At 50.1% G+C, this 15,711-nt stretch carries 14 protein-coding genes; 9 read left to right on the top strand and 5 right to left on the bottom strand.

Annotated elements, in window-relative coordinates; all coding sequences use genetic code 11:
- Nucleotides 1-17: 17 nt before the first annotated feature.
- Entirely contained in the window at nt 18-1,409 is a 1,392-nt protein-coding gene (locus tag HMPREF0645_RS04625) for a hypothetical protein (RefSeq protein WP_007173731.1), read from the top strand.
- Nucleotides 1,410-1,421: 12 nt separating this feature from the next.
- Nucleotides 1,422-2,369: a metallophosphoesterase gene (locus HMPREF0645_RS04620; RefSeq protein ID WP_007173730.1), complete on the top strand. Its 948-nt coding sequence runs from the start codon at nt 1,422-1,424 to the stop codon at nt 2,367-2,369.
- Nucleotides 2,370-2,473: 104 nt separating this feature from the next.
- Here HMPREF0645_RS04620 and thiD read toward each other — a convergent pair whose 3' ends face one another.
- Genes thiD through HMPREF0645_RS04600 form a run of 4 tightly spaced genes read right to left on the bottom strand, consistent with a single transcriptional unit; the run spans nt 2,474 to nt 6,332 of the window.
- Entirely contained in the window at nt 2,474-3,310 is an 837-nt protein-coding gene (thiD, locus tag HMPREF0645_RS04615) for a bifunctional hydroxymethylpyrimidine kinase/phosphomethylpyrimidine kinase (RefSeq protein WP_007173729.1), read from the bottom strand.
- A complete protein-coding gene (locus HMPREF0645_RS04610; RefSeq protein ID WP_007173728.1) occupies nt 3,307-4,083 on the bottom strand; it encodes a sulfide-dependent adenosine diphosphate thiazole synthase in 777 nt (258 codons plus the stop codon). The genes thiD and HMPREF0645_RS04610 overlap by 4 nt, the downstream gene beginning before the upstream one ends.
- Nucleotides 4,084-4,141: 58 nt before the next feature.
- Complete coding sequence (gene thiC, locus HMPREF0645_RS04605) at nt 4,142-5,725, bottom strand: phosphomethylpyrimidine synthase ThiC (protein WP_007173727.1); 1,584 nt, start codon at nt 5,723-5,725, stop codon at nt 4,142-4,144.
- Nucleotides 5,715-6,332, bottom strand: coding sequence for a thiamine phosphate synthase (locus HMPREF0645_RS04600; RefSeq protein WP_007173726.1), 618 nt, complete (start codon nt 6,330-6,332; stop codon nt 5,715-5,717). The genes thiC and HMPREF0645_RS04600 overlap by 11 nt, the downstream gene beginning before the upstream one ends.
- A gap of 433 nt (nt 6,333-6,765) precedes the next feature.
- On the opposite strand from HMPREF0645_RS04600, the gene HMPREF0645_RS04595 reads away from it, so the two are divergent.
- The 6 genes from HMPREF0645_RS04595 (at nt 6,766) to HMPREF0645_RS04570 (ending at nt 12,788) form a co-directional block, all read left to right on the top strand.
- Nucleotides 6,766-7,401, top strand: coding sequence for a thiamine phosphate synthase (locus HMPREF0645_RS04595; protein WP_044123403.1), 636 nt, complete (start codon nt 6,766-6,768; stop codon nt 7,399-7,401).
- 74 nt (nt 7,402-7,475) lie between these two features.
- Nucleotides 7,476-7,922 carry a PaaI family thioesterase gene (locus HMPREF0645_RS04590; RefSeq protein ID WP_007173724.1) on the top strand — a complete coding sequence of 149 codons (447 nt, stop codon included), beginning with the start codon at nt 7,476-7,478 and terminating at the stop codon, nt 7,920-7,922.
- An 11-nt stretch (nt 7,923-7,933) separates the two neighbouring features.
- A complete protein-coding gene (locus tag HMPREF0645_RS04585) occupies nt 7,934-8,983 on the top strand; it encodes an isochorismate synthase (RefSeq protein WP_156777855.1) in 1,050 nt (349 codons plus the stop codon).
- 11 nt (nt 8,984-8,994) lie between these two features.
- Complete coding sequence (gene menD, locus HMPREF0645_RS04580; protein ID WP_007173722.1) at nt 8,995-10,665, top strand: 2-succinyl-5-enolpyruvyl-6-hydroxy-3-cyclohexene-1-carboxylic-acid synthase; 1,671 nt, start codon at nt 8,995-8,997, stop codon at nt 10,663-10,665.
- The gene (gene menB / locus HMPREF0645_RS04575; RefSeq protein ID WP_007173721.1) at nt 10,665-11,528 is read left to right on the top strand and encodes a 1,4-dihydroxy-2-naphthoyl-CoA synthase; all 864 of its coding nucleotides are present in this window, start codon (nt 10,665-10,667) and stop codon (nt 11,526-11,528) included. The genes menD and menB overlap by 1 nt, the downstream gene beginning before the upstream one ends.
- A gap of 132 nt (nt 11,529-11,660) precedes the next feature.
- Complete coding sequence (locus tag HMPREF0645_RS04570; RefSeq protein WP_044123302.1) at nt 11,661-12,788, top strand: acyltransferase family protein; 1,128 nt, start codon at nt 11,661-11,663, stop codon at nt 12,786-12,788.
- An 827-nt stretch (nt 12,789-13,615) separates the two neighbouring features.
- Here HMPREF0645_RS04570 and HMPREF0645_RS04560 read toward each other — a convergent pair.
- A complete protein-coding gene (locus tag HMPREF0645_RS04560; RefSeq protein WP_007173716.1) occupies nt 13,616-14,254 on the bottom strand; it encodes a hypothetical protein in 639 nt (212 codons plus the stop codon).
- Nucleotides 14,255-14,910: 656 nt separating this feature from the next.
- Between HMPREF0645_RS04560 and HMPREF0645_RS04550 the strand changes: the two genes are divergently transcribed.
- The coding region (locus HMPREF0645_RS04550) for an amino acid--tRNA ligase-related protein (RefSeq protein WP_007173714.1) at nt 14,911-15,711 on the top strand (801 nt) is incomplete at its 3' end.

Below are 15,711 nucleotides of genomic sequence, written 5' to 3'. Positions count from 1 at the left end.
AATTTGTAAAAATCAATATGAAGAGATTTAATTTGTTTACAGGCATTTTAGCCATAGCATTTGCTGCCGGCACGAGTTCGTGCGAGAATGAGAATATCAACCCATACGACTATGCCGCCAAAACCGACACCATAACCATCAATACGGGCGATGGCAACACAGTGAAGACAGCCATAGCCTCTTATCCCACAGGCTCTATGGTGTGGAGCCACGACACCACACTGACTTCGTCGTTCAAGATTCCCGCCGGCGCGTCGCTCTATATCGAGCCGGGCGTGAAAGTGACCGTCAGTTCCAAGCCTACGGAAGACCACCCCGTCGAGATTGTAGCCTTGGGTAATCTCTACGTCATGGGGACCAAGGAAAAACCCGTAGTCATCAAGTCGGACACTGGTAAACCCAACGACTGGGGCGGCATTATCTGCGGATACGACTGTGGCGAGGTGGTGTTGAGTCACGCGGAAATCGCCCATGCCGGTGCCACGCCGACGGAAAGTTCCCTGTCTTTCCAAAACAAACTCTTTAAAACAACCATCGACGGTGGTGTCCCCGCGTTCCATTTCTGCAATACCAACGGCCGCTTTGCCATTGTCAACTGTTTCTTCCACGACAATTACAACGACCAGACTTACTTCACCGGTGGGAACGGAGTTATCCATGGCTCAGTGTTTGCCGATAGCGGGAACGAGAGCGACGGTGGTGAGGCCATCAACGTGAAGTCGGGATGCATACTCGATATCTCCTACAACCTGATATACAATGCCTGCACCAATGCTTTCAAGCTCTCTGGGTCGGGTGTGGAGAAGAACTTCGCGTCGAAGCTTGTCATCTACAACAACACGGCTGTGGACTGCGGATGGCGCCGAACGAAGAATAAGAAAGGTGGCAACGTATGGATTGAGAAAGGCATCGCACCGGTCTTTGTCAACAACTTGATGGTCGACAACCGTTATGGCATACGGCAGCCTGACAAAAATGGTGGCGATATTGACAACAGTGTGCTCCACCCCAACTACTTCTTCGCATCCACCGAAACGGGCGTCAAGCAGCAGGGTAAGGACTTCAAGATGATTGTCTGGGACGACCGCAACATCACGGGAGCGGCTCCGGAAGATTTGTCAAAACTGTTTGTCAGCTTCGCCCAAAACGACAAGATGAACATCAACTGCGAAAGCGACAACGTAGCCAACGGCGCACCACTGAAATGGAACGCCTCTTGGGATTTCCATTTGCAGCCGAGTGCACCACAGCTTTCCGGTGCAACGTCTGCCGTGATGCGCAACTTCCCCGGAGGACTTGCCTTCTTTGGTATGAAGAAAGTGAAGTGGACAAGCAATGCCGACGACCAAAACTATTATGTCACAGCACCGGTTCCGAGCAACTTCTTCGGAGCATTTGGTACAAAATAAACACGCACAACAATGAATAAACTATTCAGACATATATTATTTGCAGGCCTCCTCGTTTCGTCTTTCATTTCTTTGCAGGCTCAAACGCCCGCAGAGTGGAAGCAGATGAAGGCAGACGTCAATCTCTATTGGGTAAACGACATGGGCCGTAACGGCTATTACGACCAGAAAACGATTGGCGAACTGATGGGTACAATGGCAGAAACCGTTGGCCCGGAAGCCGTCATTGCGGTGGGTGATGTCCACCATTTCAGTGGTGTGGAGAGCGTCACCGACCCCTTGTGGATGACCAACTACGAGCTCATCTATTCCCATCCGGAACTGATGTGCTTTTGGTATCCTCTATTGGGCAACCATGAATATCGCGGCAACACACAGGCCGTACTCGACTATGCCAAAGTGAGCCGTCGCTGGGCCATGCCCGCACGCTATTACTCCAAGGTATTCGAAGGCAAGGATTGCTCCGTGCGTGTGGTCTTCATCGACACCACCCCATTGATGGGCAAATATCGCAAAGACACCGAAACCTATCCCGATGCACACTTGCAGGATCGCGACAAGCAACTGGCATGGCTCGACAGCACGCTGACCGCAGCCAAGGAAGATTGGGTTATCTGCGTGGGGCATCATCCCATTTATGCGCAGACGTCCAAGGCAAACTCGGAGCGCGCCGATATGCAGAAATACCTTTTGCCCGTGCTGCGTCGCCACCCCAATGTGTCGGTTTATGGTTGCGGGCACATCCATAACTTCCAGTACATCAAAAAGCCGGGCGACAACATCAACTATTGGGTGAACTCTGCGGCTGCACTCTCGCGTTCCGTGCAGCCTATGGAGGGCACGCGTTGGTGCGATCCCTCAACGGGATTCACAGTAGTCAGTGCCGACAAGCAGCAGCTCACGCTCTATGCCATTAACAAAGAAGGAAAGATTCTCTATACTCTGCCTATGAAGAAATAGAATCGTTCGATTCTTTTCATTACTAACACACGCTGTTCTACAGACAGCTTTTGTTAAGAGTTTTCTATATTTTAAAACGATGTCGTCAAGACGAGTTCACACCATCAGTCTGCCCACATGGGCAGCGGGTTGAACGTATGGTTTACCGGACCATGACCTTGTCCAATGGCCAAATCGACTCCATGTAGAAGCGCTTCCTGCAGATAGTTGACACCTTTCTCCACCGCCTCGACCAGCGGCTCACCCATGGCCAGATAAGTGGCAATGGCCGACGACAAGGTACAACCCGTTCCGTGTGTATTTGATGTGTCTATACGGGTGTGAACAAACCGGTCAATTACCATACTGCCCCGTGCATCAAACCTATACAACCGGTCTTCCATCGTGTCGCCATCCATATCGTGCCCGCCCTTGATGAGCACTGCGCCACACCCCATGTCGAGTATGCGGCGAGCTGCTTCATCGCGCTCGGCTATTGTAGAAGCGCGATGCCCCACCAACTGTTCGGCTTCCGGCAAATTGGGCGTGAGCAGCGTGGCCATTGGCACGAGGCGTTCGATCAGTGATTTTATCGCATCTTCTTCTGTGAGACGGCAGCCTGAAGTGGATACCATCACGGGGTCGAGCACTATGGGAACAGTAGCATAGGCCGACAGTCCACAAGTCACAGCATCTATCGTTTCCCGGCTCCCCGTCATACCAATCTTGACAGAACGGGGCACAATGTCGGTCATCACGGCACGAATCTGCGCCTCAACCATCGTGGGAGACACGGCTTCAACGGCCGTCACTCCCAAAGTGTTCTGTGCCGTCACCGCAGTGATGGCAGCTGCAGCATAACCTCCCAAGGCAGAAATCGTCTTGATGTCGGCCTGAATGCCGGCTCCGCCACTACTGTCGGAACCGGCAATGGTCAGCACGGGAACGCAACGGCGGCTCATGGGGTCTTTAGTTGTTCAATAATGCTGTCGGCCACCTTTTTGCCCGACATCAACATTCCGCCGAAGATAGGTCCCATGCGCGGCGTACCGCCCACAGCACTCGACGCCATGCCACAAACCCAAAGCCCGGGATAGATCTCCTTCGTGCCTTCTACCACCTGACGCTCACCCTCAGTAACATCAAGCGAACGCTCACCCACGACTCCACCTGTAACGGTGTTGAGCCGGGCTCCGTTCTTGCGCGCTACGGTTTGGCACACCTCACTGTCGTGCCCCGTTCCGTCGATTACACATTTGGCTCTGATATTTAATGGATCTACGTGCATCCCCTCGCGCAGCACAGGAGTCCAGTTCACCACTACCCCACTCACACGGTTGTTCTTGTAAACCACATCCTCCACCGAGTAACAGTTGAACACCGTTGCTCCGGCGTGCACGGCATGATAGAGCAGTCCGGCCGTACTTTCCACCGTGTCTATGGTGTAAAGACTATCTTCGTATGGCTTGAAATTAATGCCAAACTCACGAACAATGGATATGGCCTCCTCTTGAATCACAGCTTGGTTGAACATCATCGCGCCACCCCACAAACCGCCTCCGGGTGACAGCTTACGGTCGAACAGGGCCACACGCAGTCCGGCTTTGGCCAGATAATAGGCGGCTACGATACCCGACGGACCGCCGCCCACAATGGCCACGTCGAGGTTTAAATTCTTCTCCAGCTTTTCATAATAGGTGCTGATAATACCTTTGGAAACTTGTGTCTCAATCATTGTAATGTATTATAAATTGATTATAAAGTGGCATTCTACGAATGAACACCTCTAAGAACTACTTGTCAATATCCTCACATTCATCTAATGTGTGTGAAATGCGCGCGGCGCAGAAGTTTGGGCCGCACATGGAGCAGTACTGTCCCTCTCTCGGGTTGCCATCTATATAATATTGTCGGGCAAGATCGGGGTCGAGTGAGAGATTGAATTGATCGGTCCACCGGAACTCATAACGTGCCTTGGACAATGCGTCGTCGCGCACAAAAGCTCCAGGATGTCCTTTGGCCAGGTCGGCAGCATGGGCCGCAATCTTATAGGCTATCACACCCGTGCGCACGTCTTCCCGATTGGGCAAGGCAAGATGCTCCTTCGGGGTGACATAGCAAAGCATCGCCGTTCCATACCAACCGATGGCTGCAGCACCGATGGCACTCGTGATGTGGTCGTACCCGGGTGCAATGTCAGTCACGATTGGTCCGAGCGTATAGAATGGGGCACCGTGACACCGCTCTATCTGGCGGTCCATATTCTCGCGAATCTTGTGCATCGGCACATGGCCGGGGCCTTCAACAAATACTTGTACGTTGCGTTCCCACGCACGTTCCACGAGTTGCCCTAAGGTGTCGAGTTCGGCAAACTGAGCCGCATCGTTGGCATCGCGCGTGCATCCGGGACGCAAGCCGTCGCCCAAAGAGATGGCTATGTCGTATTGCTGACAAATGTCGCAAATATCGTCAAAGTGAGTGTAAAGAAAACTTTCCTGTCGATTGATGGTGCACCACTTGGCAATAATGCTGCCACCACGGCTCACCATTCCCGTGAGACGACTTTGGGACAAGGGCACATTCTCCAGTCGGATGCCGCAATGGATGGTGAAATAGTCAACCCCTTGCTCTGCTTGCTCAATCAAAGTGTCGCGAAAAAGTTCCCAAGAGAGGTTTTCTATCTTGCCTCCCGCCTTCTCAAAAGCTTGATACATCGGTACCGTTCCCACCGGCACCGGGCTGTTACGCAAAATCCATTCACGCGTCTTGGTGATGTCTTTTCCGGTGGAAAGATCCATGATGGTGTCACCACCCCATTTGCAACTCCACACCGCCTTTTCTACTTCCTCGGTGATGCCCGACGACACGGCCGAATTACCGAGATTGGTATTGATTTTCACCAGGAAGTCGGTACCGATAATCATCGGCTCGGACTCGGGGTGGTTGATGTTGGCCGGAATCACGGCATGACCCGCAGCCACCTGCTGTCGCACAAACTCAGGGGTGATATGGCTCTCTATTCCCAGTTTTTCACAGTTCATGTTCTCACGGATAGCCACATATTCCATTTCCTCGGTAATCACGCCCTTGCGTGCCCAATAGAGCTGAGTGCCGGAGCCACGACGTTCTATCCATGGCTTGCGCAGCTTGGGCAATCCCCGGCGGAGATCTATCTCCACATTCGGGTCGCTGTAGGGGCCCGACGTGTCGTAAACCACGACAGGGGCATTGGGTGTGGTGTGGCGCCTGCCATTTTCCACCGTTACGGTAGGTGTCTGTCTGATGCGACGCATACCTACGCGCAGGTCGGGATATAAGGTGCCCGACAAATAGATTTTCTCCGATTTCGGATAACTGATTCTGATATTATTGTCCATAGTTGATAAGGTTTTGCATAGCTAAGGTTGGATTGGGAGCATTGAGCACACTGCCACTGACAGCAATACCCTCCACGCCCACCTCGACGAGGCGGGGAAGGTCTTTCTCGGTTATGCCGCCTATGGCCACAAGGGGCAAGCGAATGCCCTCGGCACGCATACGACTGATAAGTCGACGGTAGCCGTCGAATCCCAAAAGAGGTGCAAGGTTTTGCTTAGTTGTGGTGAAACGCAGCGGTCCGCAGCCAATATAGTCGGCTCCCCACGCGGCCAACCGCCTGATGTCTTCGATGGTGTTGGCCGTTCCGCCGATAATCCGGTTATGCCCAAGGAGCCGTCGAGCCAAGTCTACGGGCATATCGAGCCGCCCCAAATGAACGCCGTCGGCACGGGTAGGCTCCACCAAGTGCACGCGATCGTCGAGAATCAAGGTCGCTCCATATTCGTCACAGAGCCGACGGGCCTTCACGGCCACTTCGATCACGACCTCATCGGTAGCGTCTTTCATGCGCAGCTGCACCCATCGGCAGCCGCCGGCCAATGCCAGTCGGATGCCCTCCAAATCGTCGAAGCGTGCGTTGCGATGACTGATAAATTGTACATTCATAGGTGTTTTTTTAGGATTGTCGCCTTGTCTTAGAACGACAACAAGTACAGAGAACTGTGACAAGGAACGCAAAAGAGATACAAATGGGCACAATCGGCAAACGCCAAGAAAAAAAAACCTCTCTTAAACGACAATCATTTAAGAGAGGCTCTTCCACGATAAACGCGAAGTTTCGCAATTCCTACGGCAGCATTACCTGCATCAGGTCATACGGGTCTAATCTCAGCCTGCTTCCATGAGCACAGCACCCCTCTTTCGGATTCTTTCCGAAGTTCATCGATAGCAAAGTTAGCCTTTTTTGTTTAAAGAGAAAAATAATCTTCAATAAAATTGTATCTTTGTCATCATATATTAATATCAACGTGGCTCCATGAACCGATCTCAACCGATTGGAGGCTTTTTGTTGGGAGCAACGCGTAAACAGATATTGACTATGAAAATCATCGTTATCACCTCTCCGGATTTCATTGTGGGTGAAGCGGCTGTCATAGAACAGTTGCTTAGACATGGCGTGTGGGCTGTACACCTGCGCAAACCACAGTCGGACAGCCGTGATATGGCACGGCTCATCGAGGAGATTCCGGAAATATGCAGACCGAAAATCGTGCTTCACGACCATTTCGACCTGTGTGCGCCCTACGGCCTGAAAGGTATACACCTGAACCGACGGAATCCTATCGCTCCGGAGGGACATCGTGGTTCGTGTTCAAAATCAACCCATTCTTTAGACGAATTAAAGGCAACCAAACCATTAACGGACTATGTCTTTCTCAGCCCGATATTCGACAGCATCTCCAAGCAAGGTTATCGTTCCACCTTTTCGGAACAACAATTAAGACAAGCCCACGAAGAAGGTGTTATCGATGGTCGCGTCATCGCTTTGGGAGGGGTATCGACGGAGAAACTTCAACAAGTGGCTGACTACGGTTTTGGCGGTGCCGCCATGTTGGGCGACGTTTGGAAACATGCCCAAGAAAGGAACTTTCAGAACTATATGCAACAGCTGGAACAATGGGCGAACAGAAAAGGGGGGATGAAGGGCAATTCTTCCGGAGCAATAAGTCTGTAAAAAACCATACATATAGGACCTTTCTACGATTCTTTTTATTATCTTTGCAATAACAACATCCAAAGAAGATTGCAATGAACGTAGAACAGCAAAAAGAAATGATAGAGCGACAGGACGGCCTGTCCAACACGCTGGGCATGGAATTCTTGTCCACTCCCGAACCAGACACTTGTATGGCTCGCATGAAAGTGGACAAACTCAACCGGCAGCCGTTTGGTTTTCTCTCGGGTGGCGCAACACTGGCTTTGGCTGAAAACTTAGCCGGTGTGGGGTCGATGTCGCTATGCCCCGACAAGATCAGCGTGGGCATCAATGTGAGCGGCAACCATATCAGCACCGTGATGGAAGGCGACACCGTGACCGCATACGGCAAGCTGCAACATCGAGGACGAACGCTGCACGTATGGCAGGTGGATGTGAAAAACTCGCACGGCAAGCTGGTGTCCACCGTTCAGGTAACCAACTACGTGATGACGCCGAAAAAAGACGGACAGCCCACTCAGCCCTACGAAGACGAATAGAAAACCATTCTGTGGATAGAAAACTGAACAACTTTGCATATTACAGACTGCCCGGACAGAGCCATTATACGTTTATGGCACAGTCGAAGGGTGAGCCGTCGGCATACGGTTCGGTAGCCGAATTGGATGAAGAAGAGGGCTTTGTAATGGCTCCCTTTATGGTTTCAAGACAACATCCTGTCTTGGTGATGCATCCTGACGTGGTAGAAAACCATGAGATTCAGTTCCAGCAAAATCATGCAAGCACCAAAACAACTGCACCAGAACGGCCGACAGAAAAAGCCGCCTACGCCTCCGCCTTCGCCAAATTCCATGCAGAGACGCAGACGAGGAAGTTTGGCAAGATTGTGCTTTCACGGTGCTCACCAACTGACTTGCCCGATGACATCACTCCCCAAGACCTATTCCTGAAAGCCTGCAACATCTATCCCCACCAATTTGTAGCCCTTGTGTGCCTGCAACAAGCCGGTACTTGGCTCATGGCCACGCCCGAGATTCTGCTCGATGGCAACCCGGAAGAATGGCACACCATGGCTTTGGCCGGCACCATGAAACGAGAAGAGGGCATACCACATGTCAGCAAAACCGTATGGACAAAGAAGAATAGAGAAGAGCAACAGTATGTAAGCACGTATATAAAAGACGTACTCAGCAAACACGCTGATCACATTTCGGAGCAAGGACCCTACACCGTGGCTGCAGCTCATCTGCTGCATCTGAGAACGGATTTTACTTTCAAACTGAACAACACCGCCAACATCGGCGCGCTGATAGAAGCCCTCTATCCCACCCCGGCGGTATGCGGCATTCCCAAAGAGAAAGCCCGTGCTTTTATTTCTGCCAGCGAACAGATAGACCGGAAATATTACAGCGGCTTTTGCGGACCCCTCTCGCTGCATGGGGAAACCCATTTATATGTAGCCCTGAGATGCATGGAGATCGTTGGCAAAACAGCAAACCTCTATGCGGGAGGAGGTATCCTCCATGACAGCAACATGGAGCGGGAGTGGAAAGAAACGCAAACGAAAATGCTGACCATGCACCGTCTGCTTAACAACTAATATCAAAAGCTATGTATTCGAATAAAGACAACGTCAATATACTTACCGCCTTGTTAGTGAAATGGGGTGTTGAATACGCTGTAGTATGCCCTGGGAGCCGCAACGCGCCTATTGTACACAACCTCAACGAATGCCCGGAGATCGATTGCTTTCCGGTAACCGACGAACGCTCGGCAGGTTTTTTCGCCCTGGGCCTGAGCCAGATAGACGACGGACCTGTCGCCGTTTGCGTTACCTCGGGGTCGGCATTGCTCAATGTGGCACCTGCTGCGGCTGAGGCTCTGTATCAGCATCGCAAGCTCATCATCATTTCAGCAGACCGACCAGCCTGTATGATCGACCAACTGCAAGGCCAGACCTTGCACCAACCCAACGCCTTGCGCGACTTCGTCCGCAAGGCTGTCAACCTGCCCGAACCCCACGACGACACCGAGCGGTGGTACTGCAACCGACTCATCAATGAAGCCTTCATCGAGATGCAACGCGGTGAAGGTGGTCCCATACACATCAACGTGCCCATCAGCGAACCCTTATTCGAATTTTCGGTCGAATCACTTCCCGACGAGCGAGCAATTCTACCGCATTTGGCCGAATTTAATTTCTACACACAACCGGACGTTGCCGAGGACTTCAAGAAGGCCAAACGCCCGATGATTATCATTGGACAAACCAAGGCAGAAAACTTTGAAGGTGCCGACAACCAGCTGGCGGACTTGGAGGAATACGCTGTGGTGCTCTACGAGAAATTAGGCCATGATTATTACACACCGCCCGCTCATATCGACAAGATGCTTTTGATGATCGAAGAAGAAGAAGAGGACTATCTGCCCGATTTCATTATATATTTTGGTGGGCACTTGGTGAGCAAGCGCATCAAACAATTCCTGCGAAAGGCCAAAAGTGCCCGCACCGTCATCGTCAATCGTGACGGAATACTTTATGACGTATTTATGAATGCCACCGAGGTGTTGCAATCTACCCTTGTCGAAACCCTGAGCGCATTGGCTCTGGCCGTTAATGATAAAAAGCCAACCGCCTATCACGACAAATGGGACACCCTGAAGCAAAACTGCATAGCATTTTGCGAAAGCTACGAGCCGGACTTTTCGCAGATGTCAGCCGTGCGCCTTCTGTGTAAGAATATCGGCAAAACGAACTGTGTACTCCAGTTTGCCAACAGCATGGCCGTGCGTTTAGGACTGATTTATGCCAGTCAATATATATACGTCAACCGTGGAGTGAACGGCATAGAGGGGTGCCTTTCCACGGCCGCCGGATTGGCCTGCGGAATCGAAGACTTGGTGTTCTGTGTCATTGGCGACCTCAGTTTCTTCTACGATCAAAATGCATTGTGGAATCAAAACCTCACCAGCAACCTCCGAATATTGCTCCTCAACAATGGCGGTGGGGGTATTTTCGGACAGCTGTCCGGTCTGCAGGAAAGCCCTGCCAGCGAGAACTATATCATGGCGTCACACAACACGACAGCCGAGGGAATATGTGAGGAGAACAACATCAAATATTATGCCGCATACAATAACGAACAACTGGCTGAGGGAATAGAAGCGCTGACAGCCCCAAACAGCATGGTCCCCATACTCTTAGAAGTGTTTACCGACCGGGAAGAAGACGATCGGGTGCTGCGCGACTACCTCTACGGTGACAAGAAAAAATTGAACTGATGACAACAAACAACGATCAAGCTAAAGACAAAACGACGACCCAACGTCATTGGAAAGCGATAGAGGGTTTCGACTTCAAAGAAATACTCTTTGAGGAGTATCATCACATTGCAAAGATAACCATCAACCGACCGCGCTACCGGAACGCCTTCACCCCACGCACAGTGATGGAAATGGGGCAGGCCTTCACCTATTGCCGCGACTGCATGGACATTCGCGTGGTGATATTGACCGGTGCTGGCGACAAGGCCTTCTGCTCAGGAGGCGACATGCACGTCAAGGGCAACGGCGGATACGTGGGCGACGACGGCGTGCCCCGCCTGAATGTGCTCGACGTGCAGATGCAGATTCGCCGATTGCCCAAGCCTGTCATCGCCATGGTCAACGGCTATGCTATTGGTGGCGGACACGTGCTACACGTGATGTGCGACCTCAGCGTGGCTTCCGAAAATGCCATCTTCGGACAAACCGGTCCCAAGGTGGGCAGTTTCGACGCGGGTTTCGGCGCCAGCTACCTGGCTCGCATTGTGGGACAGAAGAAAGCGCGCGAGATATGGTTTCTCTGCGAGCAATACTCCGCCCAAGAGGCGTTAGACATGGGACTGGTCAACAAGGTGGTACCGTTCGAGCAGCTTGAAGACACCTGCGTGGCTTGGGCAGAGACCATGATGGAGCGGTCGCCGCTGGCCCTGCGCATGATGAAAGCGGGCTTCAACGCCGAACTCGACGGCCAGGCGGGCATCCAAGAGTTGGCCGGAGATGCCACCATGCTCTACTATACGCTCGACGAAGCCCACGAGGGCGGCCGCGCATTCCTCGAGAAGCGCAAGCCAGACTTCGACAAATATCCCAAATTCCCATAATCAATCCCTCGGAAGCAACCCTGCTCTCCCCCATTTTTCCCGGTATCACCGGCACGAACCTACGGTCACCGTAGAGTTTTCGTCAGGCCGATGCATCGGGAAAATGGTGTATCAATATCCATTCTTACCCTTATGCCACAACAGCGACTCATCAGCCTTGACGTGCTTCGCGGACTCACCGTGATGCTCATGATATTCGTGAACAACGGAGCCGGAACACAAATCTTCTCCCCTCTTCGACACTCCCGATGGAATGGCATGACGCTCTGCGACCTTGTCTTTCCGTTTTTCCTGTTTATGGTGGGCGTCTCCACATACCTGAGCCTCAGAAAGTCCAACTTTGCATGGTCGGCAAAAACACTCCGAAAAATTGCCCGCCGAACGGCGCTTCTGTTCCTGATCGGATTGACCATTAACTGGTTCGACATGGCCTGCAACGGGAGTCCTTTAGACCTGGCACACCTGCGCATCATGGGCGTGATGCAGCGCATCGCCCTATGCTATGGCGCAACAGCTTTCGTGGCCATTCTCTCATCCAAAGTGCCACAGCGCCTGCATCTCATTCCGTGGCTCATTGCCGTCTTGCTCATCGCCTATTCCCTATTACTCATCATTGGTGGCGGATACGACTACAGCAGTGCCACAAACCTATTGGCTATCGTCGACACCCACATCCTGGGCTACGACCACCTTTACCACCGCTCGCCCGTAGACCCCGAGGGGCTGCTTTCCACCCTGCCCGCCATTGCCCACACGCTCATCGGCTTCTGGGTTGCCCGCCTGACAATCGGGAAGCAAGGCTCGCACTCCACTCAAAACACTGTCAGAATGTTCTTGTTGGCTGGCGCAATGCTTGTCGTGTCAGGCATTATCCTCACCCTTCTCCTGCCACTTAACAAGCGAATTTGGAGTCCTTCCTACGTGCTTACAACCTGCGGACTTGCGTCCTTCACACAAGGTTTGCTCGTTTATCTCATCGAAGACACTCGCCAAACAGCCTCTTTTCTCAACAAAGACAAAGGGCGTGCATGGACTTTCTTTTTGATTTTCGGCTCCAACCCCCTCTTTCTTTACGTTGCCAGTGAGGTTCTTGCCATCAGCTTGGGAGCTGCCGGCATCAAAGACGCTGTCTTTGCCGGACTCCAAACCATCATCACCAATGGCTACTGGGCCAGCGCAGCCTATGCAACACTATTTGTCCTTTTGCACGCCGCCATTGGCTACCCCCTCTGGAAACGCCACATCTACATTAAAATCTAAGCATACGCTTCCTCTGCACACGCCCCATGCTGTGTAAAATAATATAACCAAAAACTGATGATAATTCCCGGAGCAACCAGAAGAAAAAGAGCCATGTTTTTACGGCTAAAATCTGTCTGGACAAACAAAAAAAATCCGTGGCAGTACGATGAGTATCTAATGACGGTACGACTTGGGCTTCATGGCGACACGATAGAAGCTTCCTCGCCTTGCGATCAGGGCCTAACCATGCTGTCGTTTGATATGCAATCGCAGACAATAAAACTGTGAAAGAGAGAGTATGGTTACGAAACTACTGACTGTCAACCAACTACAAATTATCTCAAATTTCACGTATTTCGGCTCACAGGATTTTTATTTTTAAATTCGCGAAAACTGCAAGACCATTTGTCAAGAAAATATACAAACTTCATGGAGTCTAAAGATAAAAAAGTTTGATGTTATGCAAAATAAAACAATAAAATATTCTGTAATTTTATTCTCTTTATATGTGCTATATTTAAGTATAGGTGTAGTATTGAATGGGGAGGTTAATTTAAAATATAATGCGATGAGTGTGGATGATATCAATCATATTATTAACTATGCATGGCTCATAATAGTCTACGTAATAACGGTTTTACTTCTATTACTACTACCTTTTTTTCATAAAAAGAAGTGAGTGGCAATGCTCCAAATTGGGGTTAAGTTTTTGTCTTCTCATCCTCACATCATTGACACATGACAAGGAATACATGATATATTGACATGATATAAGAACAAGCGAGGGGTAGACATGCAGCCACCCCTCGCCGATATTATCACCATTCAAACAGCGTATCGATGCATCAAAACACCACTTTCTTGCCATTCACGATATACACGCCTTTGCCTATCTTGCCCACGCGACGCCCCTGCAAATCGAACACATCTGGTATTTTCTTGTCTGCGTTCACATGGTCGATGCCCGTGAGGGTTGATTTCTTTTTTCCTTTAAATACATATTGTATATGCGAGTCTTCCTTAAAAGACAAGAAAAAACTAAGTTTCAAGTTGCCGTCCTTATCCACAAAACTCTCTTTCTCATCAATACTACCTGATAACCATACTATGTGCTGTTTGTCCTTGGTAGCCACCTCGTCATCAAGATTGTTGTATGCCTCTACATGCCATTTGTTGTTATTAGGCAACAGATAGCAATCTTTGAAAGGTATTGACGCGAACTCATATTGGCCGATCGTAACGTCTTTTAAGGTTAAAACAGTGAACGAACGTTCACCCTTGCCTATCTCTATGACCATTTGTTTCTTACCACTCGGAGTCTTCGTCTCGGTCGTACGGTCGAACAACTCCGTGGTGGCCTCACCCTCATAAGTACCCCAAACATCCGGCACAACCTCAGGCCTGATTTCTTGAGCCATCATCATATTCACCTGCGCACAAAGCACAACCAATAACATGGGAATTTTGTGATAAATTTTCATCATTGTTTTTTTCTTTTAATTTTTGATTGATTATTTAATGAAGTGACCACAACAATTCACATACAACATTGCGACTTGTTTGCGACCACAAAAAAAGTGGCGCAAAGGTATGAAAATCGTGGTAAAAAAAACGCAACTCTATTTGCAAAAAAAACATTAATAACGTAAATTCATGAAAATGGCATAAAAAGTAATGTCTATTTAAAAACGACTCTTTATATCTAAAGGGTATTTGTCAATTAAGTCTTGGAAAATCAAAAGAAGCATATAGACTTATAGAAAAACTTGATCAGATGGTGGCAACTTATGAATGTTTAAAGATTAGCCATAGAGGCATGGATAGATTCCCTGCCTTTTGTTATATTTGCAAGCATAAACAAAGAAAAAATAAACTTACAAGAATGCGTCGAATGTTTATGTTCCAACTTGGGGTTAAGTTTTTGATGTACACATGGCTACTCAACAGAAGATTCCGCAAGCAAGCAGAAGCACCTCCCGCAGCAGGTGTGCCATTTGACGACACGCTCAATGCGGACTACAGGCTGCCCGTTTTGCACAACTGTTGCATACATACGGTTATTTTTAGCAAATACGCCGACACTTTGAATACTTTTTAGTAACTTTGCACGTTAGAAAGAATATATTCGAACAGATTTAAGATGAACATTTTAGAACTGAGTGAGCAGGAAATTGGCCGTCGCCAAAGCCTGCAAGAACTAAAAAATATGGGGGTTGACCCCTATCCGGCCGAAGAATTTCCCACCAATGCATTCTCCGCAGATATCGTGGACGAATTTAAAGACGGGGATGAACGCGAAGTGGTGATAGCCGGTCGCATGATGTCCCGTCGTGTGATGGGCAAGGCCAGTTTTATGGAATTGCAAGATAGCAAAGGTCGAATCCAAGTTTATGTGACCCGTGACGACATCTGTCCGGGAGAGGACAAGGATCTATATAACAAGGTATTCAAGAAACTTCTCGACATTGGCGACTTTATCGGTATCAAGGGATTCGTGTTCCGTACACAAACCGGCGAAATATCTGTACATGCCAAGGAAATCAAGCTTCTGAGCAAGAGTTTGAAACCACTGCCCATTGTGAAATACAAAGACGGCGTGGCCTACGACAAGTTTGACGACCCGGAGTTGCGCGCCCGCCAACGTTATGTGGACCTCGTGGTGAATGATGGCGTGAAGGAAACGTTCCTGAAACGCGCCACCGTACTGCGTACCATGCGCAAATTCTTTGATGAGGCCGGCTACACCGAGGTGGAAACCCCGATACTGCAAAGCATTGCAGGCGGTGCCAGTGCGCGCCCGTTCATCACTCACTTCAACGCGCTCAACATTGATATGTATATGCGCATCGCCACGGAACTTTATCTGAAACGACTCATTGTAGGCGGTTTTGAGGGGGTGTATGAGATTGGAAAGAACTTCCGTAACGAGGGTATGGACAAA

This window comes from Hallella bergensis DSM 17361 (genome assembly GCF_000160535.1).
Taxonomy (GTDB): Bacteria; Bacteroidota; Bacteroidia; order Bacteroidales; family Bacteroidaceae; genus Prevotella; species Prevotella bergensis.
Note: the sequence above shows the minus strand (reverse complement) of the source record. Positions and strands in the feature narration are given on the sequence as shown.